Source organism: Limnohabitans sp. WS1, from assembly GCF_003063265.1.
Taxonomy (GTDB): domain Bacteria; phylum Pseudomonadota; class Gammaproteobacteria; order Burkholderiales; family Burkholderiaceae_C; genus Limnohabitans_A.
This window is the reverse complement of the sequence record NZ_NERU01000010.1, coordinates 88,854-103,849: the sequence shown is the minus strand read 5'-3', so window position 1 is coordinate 103,849 and position 14,996 is coordinate 88,854. Positions and strand designations below refer to the sequence as shown.

At 58.9% G+C, this 14,996-nt stretch carries 15 protein-coding genes; 5 read left to right on the top strand and 10 right to left on the bottom strand.

Annotated features, from left to right (window positions below; genetic code table 11):
- From gatB to gatC, 5 genes are read right to left on the bottom strand one after another with little or no spacing between them, the layout of a single operon-like run.
- A complete protein-coding gene (gatB, locus tag B9Z48_RS13405) occupies positions 1-1,458 on the bottom strand; it encodes an Asp-tRNA(Asn)/Glu-tRNA(Gln) amidotransferase subunit GatB (protein WP_108379027.1) in 1,458 nt (485 codons plus the stop codon).
- Positions 1,455-2,459 carry a ParA family protein gene (locus B9Z48_RS13400; protein WP_108379025.1) on the bottom strand — a complete coding sequence of 335 codons (1,005 nt, stop codon included), beginning with the start codon at positions 2,457-2,459 and terminating at the stop codon, positions 1,455-1,457. Before B9Z48_RS13400 ends, gatB begins: the two co-directional genes overlap by 4 nt.
- The gene (locus B9Z48_RS13395) at positions 2,456-3,673 is read right to left on the bottom strand and encodes an RNA-binding domain-containing protein (protein ID WP_108379023.1); all 1,218 of its coding nucleotides are present in this window, start codon (positions 3,671-3,673) and stop codon (positions 2,456-2,458) included. Before B9Z48_RS13395 ends, B9Z48_RS13400 begins: the two co-directional genes overlap by 4 nt.
- A gap of 1 nt (position 3,674) precedes the next feature.
- Positions 3,675-5,135 (bottom strand): Asp-tRNA(Asn)/Glu-tRNA(Gln) amidotransferase subunit GatA, encoded by a 1,461-nt coding sequence (gatA, locus tag B9Z48_RS13390; protein WP_108379021.1) that lies wholly within the window; start codon positions 5,133-5,135, stop codon positions 3,675-3,677.
- 3 nt (positions 5,136-5,138) lie between these two features.
- Complete coding sequence (gatC, locus tag B9Z48_RS13385; protein ID WP_089952095.1) at positions 5,139-5,438, bottom strand: Asp-tRNA(Asn)/Glu-tRNA(Gln) amidotransferase subunit GatC; 300 nt, start codon at positions 5,436-5,438, stop codon at positions 5,139-5,141.
- A 209-nt stretch (positions 5,439-5,647) separates the two neighbouring features.
- On the opposite strand from gatC, the gene B9Z48_RS13380 reads away from it, so the two are divergent.
- The 4 genes from B9Z48_RS13380 to mrdA all read left to right on the top strand — a co-directional run bounded on the left by B9Z48_RS13380 (position 5,648) and on the right by mrdA (position 10,206).
- Positions 5,648-6,691, top strand: a complete 1,044-nt coding sequence (locus B9Z48_RS13380; protein WP_089952093.1) for a rod shape-determining protein — start codon at positions 5,648-5,650, stop codon at positions 6,689-6,691.
- Between the two features lie 70 nt (positions 6,692-6,761).
- The gene (gene mreC / locus B9Z48_RS13375) at positions 6,762-7,700 is read left to right on the top strand and encodes a rod shape-determining protein MreC (protein ID WP_089952091.1); all 939 of its coding nucleotides are present in this window, start codon (positions 6,762-6,764) and stop codon (positions 7,698-7,700) included.
- Complete coding sequence (gene mreD / locus B9Z48_RS13370; RefSeq protein WP_108379019.1) at positions 7,697-8,218, top strand: rod shape-determining protein MreD; 522 nt, start codon at positions 7,697-7,699, stop codon at positions 8,216-8,218. The genes mreC and mreD overlap by 4 nt, the downstream gene beginning before the upstream one ends.
- 2 nt (positions 8,219-8,220) lie before the next feature.
- Positions 8,221-10,206 (top strand): penicillin-binding protein 2, encoded by a 1,986-nt coding sequence (gene mrdA / locus B9Z48_RS13365; protein WP_108379017.1) that lies wholly within the window; start codon positions 8,221-8,223, stop codon positions 10,204-10,206.
- Positions 10,207-10,217: 11 nt separating this feature from the next.
- On the opposite strand, the gene B9Z48_RS13360 is transcribed toward mrdA, so the two are convergent.
- The 4 genes from B9Z48_RS13360 to B9Z48_RS13345 form a co-directional block, all read right to left on the bottom strand.
- Positions 10,218-10,820, bottom strand: a complete 603-nt coding sequence (locus B9Z48_RS13360; protein WP_089952575.1) for a MarC family protein — start codon at positions 10,818-10,820, stop codon at positions 10,218-10,220.
- A 244-nt stretch (positions 10,821-11,064) separates the two neighbouring features.
- Entirely contained in the window at positions 11,065-11,436 is a 372-nt protein-coding gene (locus B9Z48_RS13355; RefSeq protein WP_089952084.1) for a hypothetical protein, read from the bottom strand.
- A gap of 21 nt (positions 11,437-11,457) precedes the next feature.
- Positions 11,458-11,841 carry a TraR/DksA C4-type zinc finger protein gene (locus tag B9Z48_RS13350; RefSeq protein WP_199233523.1) on the bottom strand — a complete coding sequence of 128 codons (384 nt, stop codon included), beginning with the start codon at positions 11,839-11,841 and terminating at the stop codon, positions 11,458-11,460.
- Between the two features lie 129 nt (positions 11,842-11,970).
- Positions 11,971-12,621 (bottom strand): glutathione S-transferase, encoded by a 651-nt coding sequence (locus tag B9Z48_RS13345; RefSeq protein ID WP_108379015.1) that lies wholly within the window; start codon positions 12,619-12,621, stop codon positions 11,971-11,973.
- Between the two features lie 180 nt (positions 12,622-12,801).
- On the opposite strand from B9Z48_RS13345, the gene B9Z48_RS13340 reads away from it, so the two are divergent.
- Positions 12,802-14,181 carry an MmgE/PrpD family protein gene (locus B9Z48_RS13340; protein ID WP_108379013.1) on the top strand — a complete coding sequence of 460 codons (1,380 nt, stop codon included), beginning with the start codon at positions 12,802-12,804 and terminating at the stop codon, positions 14,179-14,181.
- A 50-nt stretch (positions 14,182-14,231) separates the two neighbouring features.
- Here B9Z48_RS13340 and B9Z48_RS13335 read toward each other — a convergent pair whose 3' ends face one another.
- Complete coding sequence (locus B9Z48_RS13335) at positions 14,232-14,984, bottom strand: ABC transporter ATP-binding protein (RefSeq protein ID WP_108379011.1); 753 nt, start codon at positions 14,982-14,984, stop codon at positions 14,232-14,234.
- Between the last annotated feature and the right edge of the window lie 12 nt (positions 14,985-14,996).

The window sequence follows — 14,996 nt, the reverse complement described above, 5'->3', positions numbered from 1 at the left end:
TCACCCAAGCTTCTTCATCAACAGCGCATTCACCTGCCCCGGATTGGCCTTGCCTTTGCTGGCTTTCATGATCGGACCCACCAAGCCGTTCAGGGCCTTGGCGTTACCGGCCTTGAACTCTTCCACGTTCTTGGGGTTGGCGGCCAGCACCTCGTCGATGATTTTTTCCAGCTCGCCGGTGTCGTTCATCTGCTTGAGGCCTTTGGTTTCGATGATGGCGTCGACTTCGCCCTCGCCGTTCCACAGGCCTTCAAACACCTGACGCGCGGCGTTGTTGCTGATGGTGTTGTCGCTGATGCGGACGATCAGCGCGGCCAGTTGAGCGGCGCTCACGGGCGCTTGCTCAATCGCCATTTCGCTGGCGTTCAGGCGGCGTGAGACTTCGCCCATGATCCAGTTGCTGGCCAGTTTGGCTTGGCCGCAGGCTTTGGCCGTGGCTTCAAAGTAGGAGGCAACCGCTTTGCTTTGCGTCAGTTGTGTGGCGTCGTATTCGGGCAGCGTGTAGTCGCGCACAAATCGTTCGGCCATCACGCGGGGCAGCTCGGCCATTTCACCTTTGACGCGCTCCACCCAGTCGCGGCCGATCACCAGTGGTGGCAGGTCCGGGTCCGGGAAGTAGCGGTAGTCGGCGGCGTCTTCCTTGGTGCGCATGGCGCGGGTCTCGCCCGTGTCGGGGTCGAACAGCACGGTGGCTTGCTGGATGGTGTGGCCGTCTTCGATTTGGTCGATTTGCCAGCGCACTTCGTAGTCGATGGCTTGCTGCATGAACTTGAAGCTGTTCAGGTTCTTGATCTCGCGGCGGGTGCCCAGAGGGCCACCAGGTTTGCGCACCGACACGTTGGCATCACACCGGAAAGAGCCTTCTTGCATGTTGCCGTCGCAGATGCCGATCCAGGTCACGATCTTGTGCAGCTCTTTGGCGTATGCCACGGCTTCTTCGCTGCTGCGTATGTCGGGCTGGGTCACGATTTCCAGCAGGGGCGTGCCGGCGCGGTTCAGGTCAATGCCGCTTTGCCCAATGAAGTCTTCGTGCAGCGATTTGCCTGCGTCTTCTTCGAGGTGGGCACGTTCCAGGCGCACGGTTTTGCGCACGGTCTCTTTGCCCACTTCTAAAAAGAAAGACACTTCGCCGCCTTGCACGACAGGGATCTCAAACTGGCTGATCTGGTAGCCCTTGGGCAGGTCGGGGTAGAAGTAGTTTTTGCGGGCAAAGATGCTGCGCTCGGCGATGTGCGCATTGATGGCCAAACCGAACTCGATGGCGCGTTCCACAGCGCCGATGTTCATCACGGGCAGCGTGCCGGGCAGTGCCATGTCCACCGCGCAGGCTTGCGTGTTGGGCTCGGCGCCAAAGGCCACCGAAGCGCGGCTGAAAATCTTGCTCTTGGTCGAGAGTTGGGCGTGTGTTTCGAAGCCGATGACGACTTCGTAGCCTTGGACGAGTTTGGGTGCAGTCATAAAAGATGGGCGAGATTGGCTTGAAGCAGAATTTTTGTGGCGAGGTTTTGAAAGTCGTCGTATGCGGCGCGAACAGTGGCCATTTGTGAACCACTGATACCGTCTGCGCTTTTCAAAGAAAAAATGGGTTTGCGGGCCTCTTGGCCGATGGGTACGATGCTTTTGTAGTGGCGCAGCAGTGCCAGAGCAAACGGGTCGTCTTCAATTTTTGGAGTGTTGTCAGTTGTTGTTTCTTCGATGTATTTGCGGTAGTCGCTCGGAATCTGATCCACCCATTGTTTGTAAGCTTGTACGGGTCGAGACAAACGTACTTGGTGTTGCATGGCAACGTAGCCTAAGACGTGCATATCACCCTTGGGCAATGTGTAGTCGTTGAAGGGCTTGGCGCTTCGGGTCTCCCACGATTTGCGCCAGACGCGCAATGCCGGGCCTATGTTTTGCAAGCCCCTCAAAGAAAACAAATCTGCGCCCAGCGGAACAATGACGTGGTCGGTGCCCAGTAAAACTGAGCGATTGATGGCACCCAAGTTCGGGCCAATGTCAAAAATGATGATGTCTGCTTCGCATTGGGACGCCGCTTCTTGTGCGCAGCGCCAAAACGCCGTCAAGATATCAAAAGACTGGCCATAGGTGTCTGAGTTGTCCGAATTGGCATTGCTCCATTGCTCGGACAATTGATCTTCAAAAGAAGACAGACCCAAGTCGCCCGCAATCAAATGCAACTTGGGCGTGATTTCTTGAAGCTTTGGCGTCACGTAATCGCCGTTTCCAGTCAAGGGTTGCACAGCGCGGTAAATGGTTTGCGCGCACGATGCATCGTCCCAAAGCGCTTGTAATGCTTCATCACGCAAGAAAGAAGCGCTGAGCTTGGCTTGCGGATCGCAATCCACAGCCAGGACGTGCACCCCCATGATCGCGAACATGTGGGCGATGTGGTAGATCAAACGGGTCTTTCCGGCACCCTCGTTGACGTTGAAAAAAGTGAAAACGGGTCTCGTCATGCCCGTTTCCGCATCGTCATGCTGACGTAGTTGGCGCTGGGGTCCAGTTCCAACGGTGGATTGCCATTGCTGAGCAGTTCGCTGCGCGCCAGGCCGATGCCCGCGCCAAAGCGCTGTACAAATCCCAGGTCTTTCAATGCGCCAGCCAAATTGGGGTTGCGATAGCCCACAGCATAGGGTTGTCCAAACTCTTCAAGGCCCATGCCAAATGGCCCACCAGGATTGGTGATGCGGATGCGGTCATTGAACCAATAAACACGAATGGGCGCATTGCTGCCAAAGTAGCTGCGATGCATCACGGCATTGCGAAACAGCTGTTGAAACGCCACTTTGGGGTACTGCGAAAACCGCTGTTCACGGTCTTGCGAAGTGAAGTCAATCGGTATCTGGTTGTGGGCGTTGAATTTGGCTTCGGTGCTTTGGATGACATCGGCAACGTTGCCGTGAATCTCTTGCTGGTCCAGAACGGGACTGGTTTCATCGTCACCGGCAAAACGCACAAACTGGACATAGGCACCGGGCACGGCATCGGCAGGAGACAAGCCCAAGCACAGCATGCCCAAGACCGTGGGGTAGAGCACGCCATCTCGGCCTTGCCCTGCCATCTTGGTGCTGGCCAAACGCTCTTCTTGCGTACGACCATTGGCTTGCAAAACATCTGGTGCAAAGGCTTGCACCACATATTGATTTTTGAAGTAGTCCAGATTCAAGTCATGGATGTGGAAACCTTCCAGGACTTGCGCGTCATCAGGCTGGTCTTTGTTACGGCGCTTTTCATTCAAGCGGCGCTCTTCCTCCGCGTTGGCTTGGTGTGTGACGTTGCCAGGACGCACCCAAATGCGTTGGTCAAATTTAACGGGTGTGGAAATGCTGGGCTGAATTTCGATGCACAAAATGGCTTGCCCAAGATGCTGACGCCGCACCGTGACAAAGCTGGGGAAAGGCAGGATTTTCCCCTCTCCACGAATCGATAAAACCTTCTGCTCCAACTCGTCGTCAATGGTGAGTCCAGAGGGTGAGCCATCGTCATTCACACCCAAGGCAATGACGCCGAACTCTTCATTCCCGTTCAAGTCGTTGGCAAAGGCGCAGATCGTGCGGCATATTTTTTCTTTGCCATCGCCTTTGCTGGAGAAGTCACTTTTGAATTCGCACCGATAAGACTCACCTGCTGCAATGAGGTGAGCGATCGTTTCATCGGATGCGCGGTACACGTCAAATCCCCTGAGGCTTTTGCAGGTGGAAATCGGTGGCTTGTTGCAAGCGGTGCGCAGCGTTCAGCAATTGGGCTTCTTTGAAGTAGTTGCCGATCAGCTGCAGGCCTACGGGCATACCGCCCGCGCCAAAGCCTGCGGGCACGCTCATGCCGGGCAGTCCGGCCAGCGAGGCTGGCAGGGTGAAGATGTCGGCCAAATAGTCGGCCACCGGGTCGTTGGCGTTTTCGCCAAACTTCCAGGCCACAGACGGGGCCACAGGGCCTGCGATCACGTCGCATTCTTTGAAGGCGTTCTGGAAGTCGTCGGCGATCATGCGGCGGATTTTTTGCGCCTGCAGGTAGTAGGCGTCGTAGTAGCCGTGGCTCAGCACATAAGCGCCCGTCATGATGCGGCGCTTGACTTCGTTGCCAAAGCCTTCGGCGCGGGTCTTTTTGTACATGTCCACCAGGTCGGTGTAGTCCTTGGCGCGGTGGCCGAACTTCACGCCGTCAAAGCGGCTGAGGTTGGAGCTGGCTTCGGCCGGGGCAATGATGTAGTAAACCGGAATCGACAACTCGGTGCGAGGCAGGCTGATCGGCACCAGCTTGGCACCGAGTTTTTCGTACTCGCGCAAAGCGCCGTCCACGGCGGCACGCACGTCGGTTGCCAAGCCTTCGCCAAAGAACTCTTTGGGAATGCCAATGCGCAGGCCTTCAATGGAGCTGTTGAGCGATGCCGAAAAGTCTTCACTGGGCATGTCCAGCGAAGTCGAGTCACGGTCCAAATCTGCGCCGCACATGGCACTCAGCAAGAGCGCGCAGTCTTCGGCGCTGCGGGCCATGGGGCCGGCCTGGTCCAGGCTCGATGCGTAAGCGATCATGCCGTAGCGGCTGGCGCGGCCATAGGTGGGTTTGATGCCGGTGATGCCGCAAAAGCTGGCCGGCTGGCGGATCGAGCCGCCCGTGTCGGTCCCGGTGGCGGCGGGGGCCAGGCCACCGGCCACAGCGGCGGCGCTGCCGCCGGACGAGCCGCCGGGTACGCGGGCTGTGTCCCAGGGGTTTTGCACCGGGCCGTAAGCCGAGTTTTCGTTGGCCGAGCCCATGGCGAATTCGTCGCAGTTGAGCTTGCCCAAAGTGACCATGCCCGCCGTGCGCAGGCGCTGCACCACGGTGGCGTCAAAGGGCGAGCGGTAGCCGCTCAGGATTTTGGAGCCTGCGGTGGTCGCAAAGTCTTGCGTGACGAACACGTCTTTGTGCGCCACAGGCACGCCTTCGAGGGGGCCTGCTGTGCCATCGGCCAGCTTGGCGTCCGAAGCTTGGGCCTGGGCCAGCGTCACTTCGCTGTCGATGTCGAGAAAGGCGTTGTGCGGGTTGCCGCCCATGCGGGCCAAAAAGCGCGTGGTGACTTCGACGGCGCTGACTTCTTTGGTTTGGAGCAGGGTGGCCAGCGCTTTCACGCTGAGGTTGTGCAGATCACTCATGGCTTACTCGATGACTTTGGGGACCAGGAACAGGCCGCGCTCGACGGCGGGGGCGCTTTGCTGGTTCAGATCGCGTTGGTTGGGTTCGCTCGCCAGGTCGGGACGCAGGCGCAGCGTGATGTCCTGAATGGCCGCCACGGGGTGGGCCATGGGGGTGATGCCGGTGGTGTCCACCGCCTGCATGGCTTGCACGATGCCAAAAAAGCCGTTGATTTGAGTGAGCATGCGCTCGCTTTCGTCCGGCTTGAGTTCCAGCCGGGCGAGGTTTGCAATGCGGGCAATATCCTGTGAGGTCAGCGACATGGTTTAAACGAGAGGTAAAAGGTCAGTTTTTCCAGGTTTCGCAAGGCTTGTGTGCGTACGAGTGACCAGGGGATCGGGTATTATCCTGTGTTTGCTGCAGTGACAAGAACCTTCTTGACACCTGACTGCACGCAAACCCAGATTTGATTGTTGTGCGCACCCACCCTGAATCCCCAAGCGGATGGGTTGTGGCACCTAAGGATTTCCGAATGTTTTCTTCATTCCGCCGTTATTTTTCCAGCGACCTGGCCATTGACCTGGGCACTGCCAACACCCTGATTTTTGTGCGCGACAAAGGCATTGTCCTCGATGAGCCATCGGTTGTGGCCATTCGCCACGAAGGCGGCCCCCAAGGCAAAAAGACCTTGCAAGCGGTTGGTCACGAAGCCAAGGCCATGCTGGGCAAAGTGCCCGGCAACATCGAAGCCATCCGCCCCATGAAGGACGGCGTGATCGCCGACTTCACCGTCACCGAGCAGATGCTCAAGCAGTTCATCCGCATGGTGCACCCCCGCAGCACCTTCCGCCCCAGCCCCCGCATCATCATTTGTGTGCCTTGCGGCTCCACCCAGGTCGAGCGCCGTGCGATTCGTGAATCGGCACTCGGCGCAGGCGCTTCTGAGGTGTACCTGATCGAAGAGCCCATGGCCGCAGCCATCGGCGCGGGCTTGCCTGTGTCAGAAGCTTCGGGCTCCATGGTGGTCGATATTGGCGGCGGCACCACCGAAGTGGGCGTGATCTCGCTGGGCGGCATGGTCTACAAAGGCAGCGTGCGCGTGGGCGGTGACAAGTTTGACGAAGCCATCATCAGCTACATCCGCCGCAACTACGGCATGCTGATTGGTGAACCCACAGCCGAATCGATCAAGAAAAACATCGGCTCGGCCTTTCCAGGCAGTGAAGTCAAGGAAATGGAAGTCAAAGGCCGCAACCTGTCCGAAGGCGTGCCACGCAGCTTCACCATCAGCTCCAACGAAATCCTCGAAGCCCTGACCGATCCGCTCAACCAGATCGTCTCGGCCGTCAAGACCGCGCTGGAGCAAACCCCGCCCGAACTGGGCGCCGACATTGCTGAGCGCGGCATGATGCTCACCGGTGGTGGTGCCTTGCTGCGTGACTTGGACCGCTTGCTGGCCGAAGAAACCGGCCTGCCGGTGCTGGTGGCCGAAGACCCGCTGACCTGTGTGGCGCGTGGTTGTGGCATGGCACTGGAGCGCATGGACCAGCTGGGCAGCATTTTCACCAGCGAGTAAAGCACTGCAGGTCAACGCTCGGGCGTGGACCTGCAGACGATTGACCCCCATCATCCGGTGCAACTGAACCATGGCTCTGGATACGATTGAGCGCAGCGCCCCGCCGATTTTTCGGCAGGGCCTTTCTTCGACCTCGAAGATGTTGCTGTTGGGCTTGTTGTCCATCTTGCTGATGGCCGCTGACCACCGTTTGCAAATTTCACAACCCATTCGTTCGGGGGTGGCCTTGGTTTTGTCGCCTTTGCAGTGGTTGTCACTGCAACCTGGGCGTGCCTTTGTCGCCATGGGGCAATATTTCGGCAACCTTGAAGAGGCACAAGATGCCGCGCAAAGTTACCAAAGCCGCACCATTGCGCAGGCACAGCGTTTGCAGCAGGTGGAGCAGTTGGGTCAGGAAAACGCTCATTTGCGGCAACTGCTGGATTTGCGGGTTCAGATCGCGGGTCCCTCCAAAGCGGTGCAAGTCTTGTACGACACGGCGGATCCATACACCCGTCGAGTGGTGGTGGATCGTGGGCAGCTGGCCGGTATTGTTCATGGCTCAGCCGTCATCGATACGGCGGGTGTGGTGGGTCAAGTCACTCGCGTTTACCCCTTGGTCAGCGAGGTGACCTTGCTCACCGATCGGGATCAAAGCATTCCGGTCATGAATGCACGCACAGGAAGCCGCCATGTGGCCAATGGCGACCCTTACACCTTGGGTGGATCATTGGATCTGAAGTTTGTGCCGGCTGGCGCAGACTTGCAAAAGGGTGATTTGCTGACCACCAGTGGCATTGATGGCGTCTATCCGGCGGGTTTGCATGTGGGTCGCATCGCACGCATCGACCGCCGTGTTGACTCATCTTTTGCCCGAGTCCATGCTGAGCCCATGGCCACGGAGCGGGGACGGCACTTGTTGGTGTTGTTGCCGGTCAAGGACTGGCCAGCAGCCCCCCCTGAGACGGGCAAGGCCTCCAACGCCAAGGCCAAGTCGTCCGGGTATTCGACGGCAGGAGCCAAACCATGATCATGCCCGCCGGTCGGCCGTTGTTGTTGCCTGCCAACCCCAAGTTCATCGGCATCACCCTGATGCTGGCCTTGCTGGTGCACATGTTGTTGGGTTTGCTGGGGTGGTATTGGTTGCCCGACGTCTTGGCCATTGTGGTGGTGTTTTGGACAGTCCACCAGCCACGGCGGGTCGGTTTGGTGTTGGCCTTTTTGTTGGGCTTGGCCCTGGATGTGCACGAGTCGGCCTTGTTGGGGCAAAACGCCTTGTCTTATGTGGTCTTGTCCGGACTGGCCAACATTGCCCAGCGCCGTTTGTTGTGGTTTCCGCTCAGAGAGCAAGCGCTGCAAATTTTGCCGCTGTTTGTGTTGGCTGCCTTGGTGGAGTGGTTGACGCGACTCGTTGCGCAGGACGCCTGGCCTGTGTGGACCCAAGTGTTGGGTCCTTTGCTTCAGGCGGCACTTTGGCCTTTGGTGGGCGCATTGTTGTTGGCCCCACAAAGGCGTGCATTCGAGCGTGACGATATTCGGCCGCTGTGACCATGCCTTTTCACCTGCCCTCACTTGCGGAATTGCGCGACACGCGTGTTGAGATCCAGCGTTTTCAGTACCGTGTGGCCGTGGTGCAATGGTTGGTGTTGTTTTGTTTTGCCTTGCTGGCCTCGCGCTTGATTTATTTGCAAGTGATTCGCCACGAGGATTTGCACGAGCAGGCCGAAAACAACCGCACGGCCATCTTGCCCACCGTGCCGCCTCGCGGCACCATCCTCGATCGAAATGGGGTGGTGCTGGCCAGTAATTACTCAGCTTATACCTTGGAGATCACCCCCTCCAAGGTCAGCGATCTGGAGGCCACCATCAACGAACTGTCGGAGTTGGTGGACATTCAGACCAAAGACCGTCGTCGTTTCAAACGTTTACGCGAGGAGTCCAAGAGCTTCGATTCCTTGCCCATTCGCAATCGGTTGACCGACGAAGAAGTGGCCCGCTTCAGTGCCCAGCGATACCGGTTCCCGGGTGTTGAAATCAAGGCCCGCTTGTTCAGACAGTACCCCTACGGTGAACTCGCCAGCCATGTGATCGGGTACATCGGGCGCATCAACCAACGCGAAAAAGAGCGGCTGGAAGAAGACGAGGATGCCTCCAACTACAGGGGAACTGAATACATCGGCAAGTTGGGTGTCGAGCAGCGCTACGAGCGTGAGTTGCACGGCATCACTGGGGTCAACCAGGTTGAAACCTCTGCGGGTGGACGCGCCACGCGCAGTTTGTCCAGCCGCCCCGCCATTCCTGGGCAAAACGTGGTGTTGTCCATCGACATCCAGATGCAGAAGATGGTGGAGGACCTTTTTGGCAATCGGCGAGGTGCTTTGGTGGCGCTGGACCCGAACACCGGGGAGGTATTGGCCTTTGTCAGCAAGCCCACCTTCGACCCCAACTTGTTTGTTGATGGCATTGATGTCGAGAACTGGCAAATGCTCAACGAATCGATTGACAAGCCTTTGCTCAATCGTGCTTTGCGCGGCACTTACCCTCCGGGGTCAACGTACAAACCGTTCATGGCCATGGCCGCCCTGTCCACGGGCAAGCGCAGTGCCAGCACCATCATCAACGACGCTGGCTCATGGACTTATGGCGGGCACACTTTCCGCAGCCATGGTGACCATGGCCTGGGACCGGTGGACATGGTGCGGTCGATCGTTTTGTCGAGCAATGTGTACTACTACTCGCTGGCCAACGACATGGGGGTCGATGCCATACATGACTTCATGAAGCCTTTGGGCTTTGGCCAAATCACGGGCATCGACTTGCCCGGTGAGGTGCGCGGCGTCTTGCCCAGCACCGAGTGGAAGCGCAATTACTACAAGCGGCCAGAGCAAAAGAAATGGTATGGCGGCGAAACCATTTCCTTGGGCATTGGTCAGGGCTACAACACGTTCACCATGGTGCAGTTGGCCTCGGCCACGGCCACTTTGGCCAGCGGGGGGCAACAGTACAAACCGCGCGTGGTCTCTGCCACGCAAGACGCTTTGACCCATGCGCAATCGGCCGTGCAGGTCTCTGAGTCGGTCAATTTAGGCTTCAAGCCCGAGCACATGGAAGTGGTGCGCAATGGTTTGGTCGGCGTGGTGACTTCGGGCACTTCAGCCCGAGTTTTTGCCGGGGCAGGTTACACCAGTGCCGGAAAAACAGGCACCGCGCAGGCGGTGACGATTGGACAAAAAGACAAGTACAACGCCGCCAAGTTGTCTGAGTACCAGCGCGACCACGCTTTGTACATGGCCTATGCACCTGCTGAGGCACCCAAAATTGCCGTGGCGGTGGTCGTTGAAAATGCAGGGTTTGGTGCCGCCTCTGCCGCACCCATTGCCCGGCGTGTGTTTGATTACTGGTTGTTGGGCCAATACCCCAGTGAAGAAGACATGGCCGCCACGCAAAAAGGGCAAACGGCCGGACCTGTCGGAACCCCACGGTCCAAAAAAGACGTGCCGCTGCTCAGTCCGAAAAACAAGCTGGGCGAAGAATGAGGTCTTGACCCTCAGGCATGGGGCCAGCGAAGCGCCAAGGATTGAAGGCCTCGAATCAGCATTTCCACCGAGATGGACACCAGGATCAGCCCCATCAAGCGTTCAAATGCGCTGACCACGCGTTCACCGACGACTTGTTGCAAGCGCTCGGCCATGAGCAGCACCCCTGCACAAACCACCATGGTCACCGTGAGCGCGGCCACCCATTCCAAACGGCGTTCGGGGGCCTGACTGACCAGCAACAAAACGGTGGCCATGGCCGAAGGACCGGCCAATGCCGGAATGGCCAAAGGCACGATCAGGGGTTCGACATCCGGGGTGGGACTGTCTTGGGCCGGAGGTGGAAAAACCATGCGCAGTGCGATCAAAAACAGCACCACAGCCCCACCAATTTGCAAGGACACATCGGACAGACTCATCGCTTTGAGGAAGCTTTGACCCACAAACATGAAGCTCAGCAGCAGGCCAAAAGCAATCAGGACTTCGCGCAGGATCACCCGTGCCCGTCGCTTCGGGGGCACGGCACGCAAGCTGTTGACAAAAATCGGGATGTTGCCCAGTGGGTCGGTGATCAGCAGCAGCAAGATGGTGGCCGAAGCAAAGGTGTGTTCCATGGCCATCAGCACGCGTCAAACGTGCTCAGCAAGGCCAGGTCCAATCCAGTGTCGTCAGAGCGGCCCTGCTGGCCGCTGAAGGTGCACCCATCAAAGCGAGGTGCCTCGTCAAGCTGGGGGATCTGAAAAGCAAAATGAAAAAAGCTGCGCATGCACCAAAGCATAGCAGCCCCCGGTGGGCGCATCAGGCGATGCAAGAAGCCGAAAAAGACGGGCAACTCGGACCCACCGGGGCTTGTCAGCGTCAGCCGCGAGGGGGCGTGTTCATGTTGTCAAATTTGACAAAGTACTGTTTGGCCATCGCGGCCAGTTGTGCATCCGAGGGGTGATCGCTTGCAATGCTGTCCACGATGGTGTTGGCTGTGGCTTTGTGGTGTTCGTTGCACCAAGTGCGAAACGCCAACCGAGTCTGCCCAGGCCCGGTCAACAGGACTTCGTGCGTGCCGATCAGGGCTTGGGCCACTTCGGCAAAAAAGGCGGGTGCATTGTCTGATGGGCCTTGGTGCTTGTGGTGGCTGCGTGATTGGATGCGCTGGGCTTGGACGTGCTCACGGTCAAACATGACCACATGGGCTTCGGTGTGGTCGATCCAGACGACGGCGTGAAAAGTACTCATGGGGCTCCTTATGCCAACAAATCAACGGTGGTGTTCTGCCAAAGACTGGCAGTCGATGCAGCGCTTGGCGACGGGGTAAGCGTTCAGCCGTTCGGCTGGGATGGTGATGCCGCAATCGGTGCAAATGCCATAAGTGCCCGCTTGCACACGCTCGAGTGCCGCTTCGATGTCGCCCAATTCGGCGGTTTCGTGCTCGTTCAGGGCGAATTCGGTCTGGCGTTCGGTTTGAATCTGAGCGCGGGATTCAAAACCATTGTCAAAGTGATCGGCGGCCACTTCGGCTCTGGAGCGCAGCCCACCGCGCTGATGGGCCATGCGTTGCAGCAGTTGTTGACGGGCCTCGATCAGGTGGGCTTTGTCGGCTTCGTGGAGGCGAGAGGGAGTGTTGAAAGAGGTGGTGCTCATGTCTGCATCATGAGCCGAGCCAGAGGGGGACAGGTTGATGCAGGTCAATGCCGACGAGAACGCTGTGCAGCGTCGTGACTGCGCTTGACCTGGATCAGTTTCGAGGGGCTTCGCGCCCCTGCTCGGGGTTCAGGCCTTGGCTTTGGCGCGTGCCAGCAGCAGTTCGGTGTTGGCTTTGCGGTCGGCGTTGACTTGTTGCAAGGTGGGGCGTTCGTTCATGTGCTTGAGGTAGTCGCGCACCGGCAGGTCGGCCAGAAAATCACGGCCATAGACGATTTTGGTGGCAGCCGAGACCAAGGGCAAATGCACCGCAGCAGCGCAGTCGGCCAAGCTCAGGTTGTCGCCCAGCATGTAAGGCTTGAATTGGGCCAACTTGGCAAAGGCGGCCACGTTTTTTTCGAGTTGGATGCCGGTTTTTTCCTTGGTGCTGTCGCTGATCTGGCCGCCAAAAAAAGCTTGTGGGTACAGGTTTCGAGCGACCAGTTCGAGGTGCAGCTCCAAAAAAGTCACCAATTCGCGCACCTTGGCTGCGGCAAATGGGTCTGCAGGCAGCAAAGGGTTTTGTGGGAATTTGTGCTCGATGTACTCCATGATCACGGCAGATTCACACAAGTTGCCGTGTTCGGTTCTCAGGTAAGGCACTTTGCCCAAGGGGCTGGCTTGTTCATCGGTTTGGCCCACCCAGGCCAGTTCTTCCTGAAAAGGCACGCCTTTTTCAAGCAAGGCGATTTTGACTTTGTTGTAGTAGTTGCTGGCTGAAAAGCCGCAGAGTGTCAGCATGGGGGCTCCTGTGGGGGTTGAAAATTCAAACACAAGGCTAACCGAGCCCAAGTCCTGGGAAGGTCACCCACTTGACCCTTGACCGTTCAGGGGGACAGGGGCTGACTTGTGTGTGACTGCTGGATGCCCTCCATCTCTTAAGATCGGGCGCTTGTTTTGACCCCAACTTTCATCCAAGCCATGACCGCACGCAATACCACTGTCCAAGCCGATGCCAACGCGCCCGCCGTCACGGCACTGTTGGCCCATTTTGTAGCCAACCACCCCTCTAAGGGCTGGACGGACGAGGTGGAGCAACAAGCCCACCGCACCTTTGCCAACTGGGCCGGTTGCGCCGTTGGACCCAGCACGCACGAAACGGTGACGGCGGCGTTGGCCGCTGTTCAAGCACTCGAACCCGCCCCCCAGGCCGCCGTTTTGGGCCGCAAAGAGCGGGTGGACATGGCCAATGCGGCGATGCTCAATGGCATCAGTTCGCACACCTTCGACTTTGACGACACCCACCTCAAGACCATCATTCACCCGGCAGGTCCAGTGGCCTCGGCAGCGTTGGCGCTGGGCGAGCATTTGGGTGCGTCCGGGCGTCAGGTGATTGACGCGCTGGTGCTGGGGGTGGAAGTGTCGTGTCGCGTGGGCAATGCCGTGTACCCCCACCATTACGACCGGGGTTGGCACATCACGGGCTCGACCGGCATGTTGGGCAGCGCAGCCGCTTGTGCACGTCTGTTGGGGTTGGACGCGGTTCAAACCCAAATGGCCTTGGGCATTGCCGCCTCGCAACCCGTGGGCCTGCGTGAACAGTTTGGCACCATGACCAAACCTTTTCATCCGGGGGCGGCCGCCAAGGCCGGCCTGATGTCGGCATTGCTGGCACGCCATGGTTTCACCTCCTCACGCCGGGCGCTCGAAGCACCGCGTGGCTTGATGCAGGTGTTTTCCGACAAAACCGATTGGGCTGAAATCACTGAAAACCTGGGCCAGACCTGGGAAATCGCCCTGAACACCTACAAACCCTTTGCCTGTGGCATCGTCATTCACCCGGCCATTGACGCCTGTGTACAACTGCGCAACGGTCATGCTTTGACGGCAGATCAAATTGCCCGCATCACCGTTCGGGCACACCCTTTGGTGCAAGAGCTGACCGGCAAGAAAACCCCACAAACCGGTTTGGAGAGCAAGTTCAGCGTGTTCCATTCTTGCGCCGTGGCCATCATGAAGGGCCAGGCAGGAGAGCATGAGTACGCGGACGAGGTGGTCCGCTCGCCCGAAGTCATCGCCTTGCGTGACCGTGTCGAGCTGATCGTGGACCGCCAGATCCACGAAGCCTCGGTGGACGTGACGATCGAGACCACCGACGGCCGCAGCCTGCACATCTTCATCGAGCGGGCCATTGGCAGTTTGGAAAGGCCCATGACCCACGATTTGCTCAAGGCCAAGTTTGTGGACCAAAGCGCGCCGATCCTGGGCCTTGCCCAGTCCGAACAGGCCTGGCTGGCGTGCATGGGCTTGGCCGATCAGCCTGATTTGAAAACGGTGCTCCAAAGTTTGACCCAGGGCTGAACGGGCGGGTCCAAGGATCCACGCCCTTTGTTCCAACCAAGGGCACCAGCTTAGACCCGTGTCAAACTCAAAAACGCCGCTTGCACCGTGGCCTGCCCGGTGTCGGTCAGCAGGTCGGCCACGCGGCCTTGGTGGCGGATGGCACCTTTGTGCAGCACGATCACGCGGTCGGCGTGTTCGACTTCTTCGACCAGGTGGGTGGCCCAGAGGGTGGCCACGCCTTGTTCGCGTTGCAGGTCTTGCACCGCTTGCAGCAGTTGCACGCGCGAGGCCGGGTCCAAGCCCACGGTGGCTTCGTCCATCAGCAGCACGGCGGGGCGGTGCAGCAGGGCTCGCACCAGTTCGATCTTGCGCCGGTTGCCGCCAGACAGGGTGCGGCAAGGCTTGTGCAGATGTTCCATCAGGCCCAGGCGCTCCAGCCCTTCGTGAATGCGGGCGTCGGCCGTGGCGCGGGACATGCCGTGCAAGTCGGTGTGAAAGCGCAAATTGGCCTGCACGCTCAAGTCCAGGTCCAGCGCCGGTTGCTGGAACACCACCCCCAAGTGGGCCAGGGCGCGGGGTGCGGCGCTGCGCATGTCGTGGCCCAGGATGTGGATGCTGCCGGTATCGGGCGCAAACAAGCCCGTCAGCAGCTGCATCAAGGTGGATTTGCCCGCGCCGTTGGGGCCCAGCAGGGCGACGCGTTCACCGGGCATGAGGCTCAGGGTGACCTCGCTCAGGGCCACATGGCCTTGGTAGGCCTTGCTCAAGTGGTCGGCTTTCAGGGCGGCGGCAGGGGCGGCAGGGGTGGCGGAAGAGGTCATTCGGGATTCCAT

Bases quoted from the DNA above. Each gene is read 5' to 3' on its own strand.
- gatB (WP_108379027.1), bottom strand. From the start codon at position 1,458: ATGACTGCACCCAAACTCGTCCAAGGCTACGAAGTCGTCATCGGCTTC.
- B9Z48_RS13400 (WP_108379025.1), bottom strand. From the start codon at position 2,459: ATGACGAGACCCGTTTTCACTTTTTTCAACGTCAACGAGGGTGCCGGA.
- gatA (WP_108379021.1), bottom strand. From the start codon at position 5,135: ATGAGTGATCTGCACAACCTCAGCGTGAAAGCGCTGGCCACCCTGCTC.
- gatC (WP_089952095.1), bottom strand. From the start codon at position 5,438: ATGTCGCTGACCTCACAGGATATTGCCCGCATTGCAAACCTCGCCCGG.
- B9Z48_RS13380 (WP_089952093.1), top strand. From the start codon at position 5,648: ATGTTTTCTTCATTCCGCCGTTATTTTTCCAGCGACCTGGCCATTGAC.
- mreC (WP_089952091.1), top strand. From the start codon at position 6,762: ATGGCTCTGGATACGATTGAGCGCAGCGCCCCGCCGATTTTTCGGCAG.
- mreD (WP_108379019.1), top strand. From the start codon at position 7,697: ATGATCATGCCCGCCGGTCGGCCGTTGTTGTTGCCTGCCAACCCCAAG.
- mrdA (WP_108379017.1), top strand. From the start codon at position 8,221: ATGCCTTTTCACCTGCCCTCACTTGCGGAATTGCGCGACACGCGTGTT.
- B9Z48_RS13360 (WP_089952575.1), bottom strand. From the start codon at position 10,820: ATGGAACACACCTTTGCTTCGGCCACCATCTTGCTGCTGCTGATCACC.
- B9Z48_RS13355 (WP_089952084.1), bottom strand. From the start codon at position 11,436: ATGAGTACTTTTCACGCCGTCGTCTGGATCGACCACACCGAAGCCCAT.
- B9Z48_RS13350 (WP_199233523.1), bottom strand. From the start codon at position 11,841: ATGAGCACCACCTCTTTCAACACTCCCTCTCGCCTCCACGAAGCCGAC.
- B9Z48_RS13345 (WP_108379015.1), bottom strand. From the start codon at position 12,621: ATGCTGACACTCTGCGGCTTTTCAGCCAGCAACTACTACAACAAAGTC.
- B9Z48_RS13340 (WP_108379013.1), top strand. From the start codon at position 12,802: ATGACCGCACGCAATACCACTGTCCAAGCCGATGCCAACGCGCCCGCC.
- B9Z48_RS13335 (WP_108379011.1), bottom strand. From the start codon at position 14,984: ATGACCTCTTCCGCCACCCCTGCCGCCCCTGCCGCCGCCCTGAAAGCC.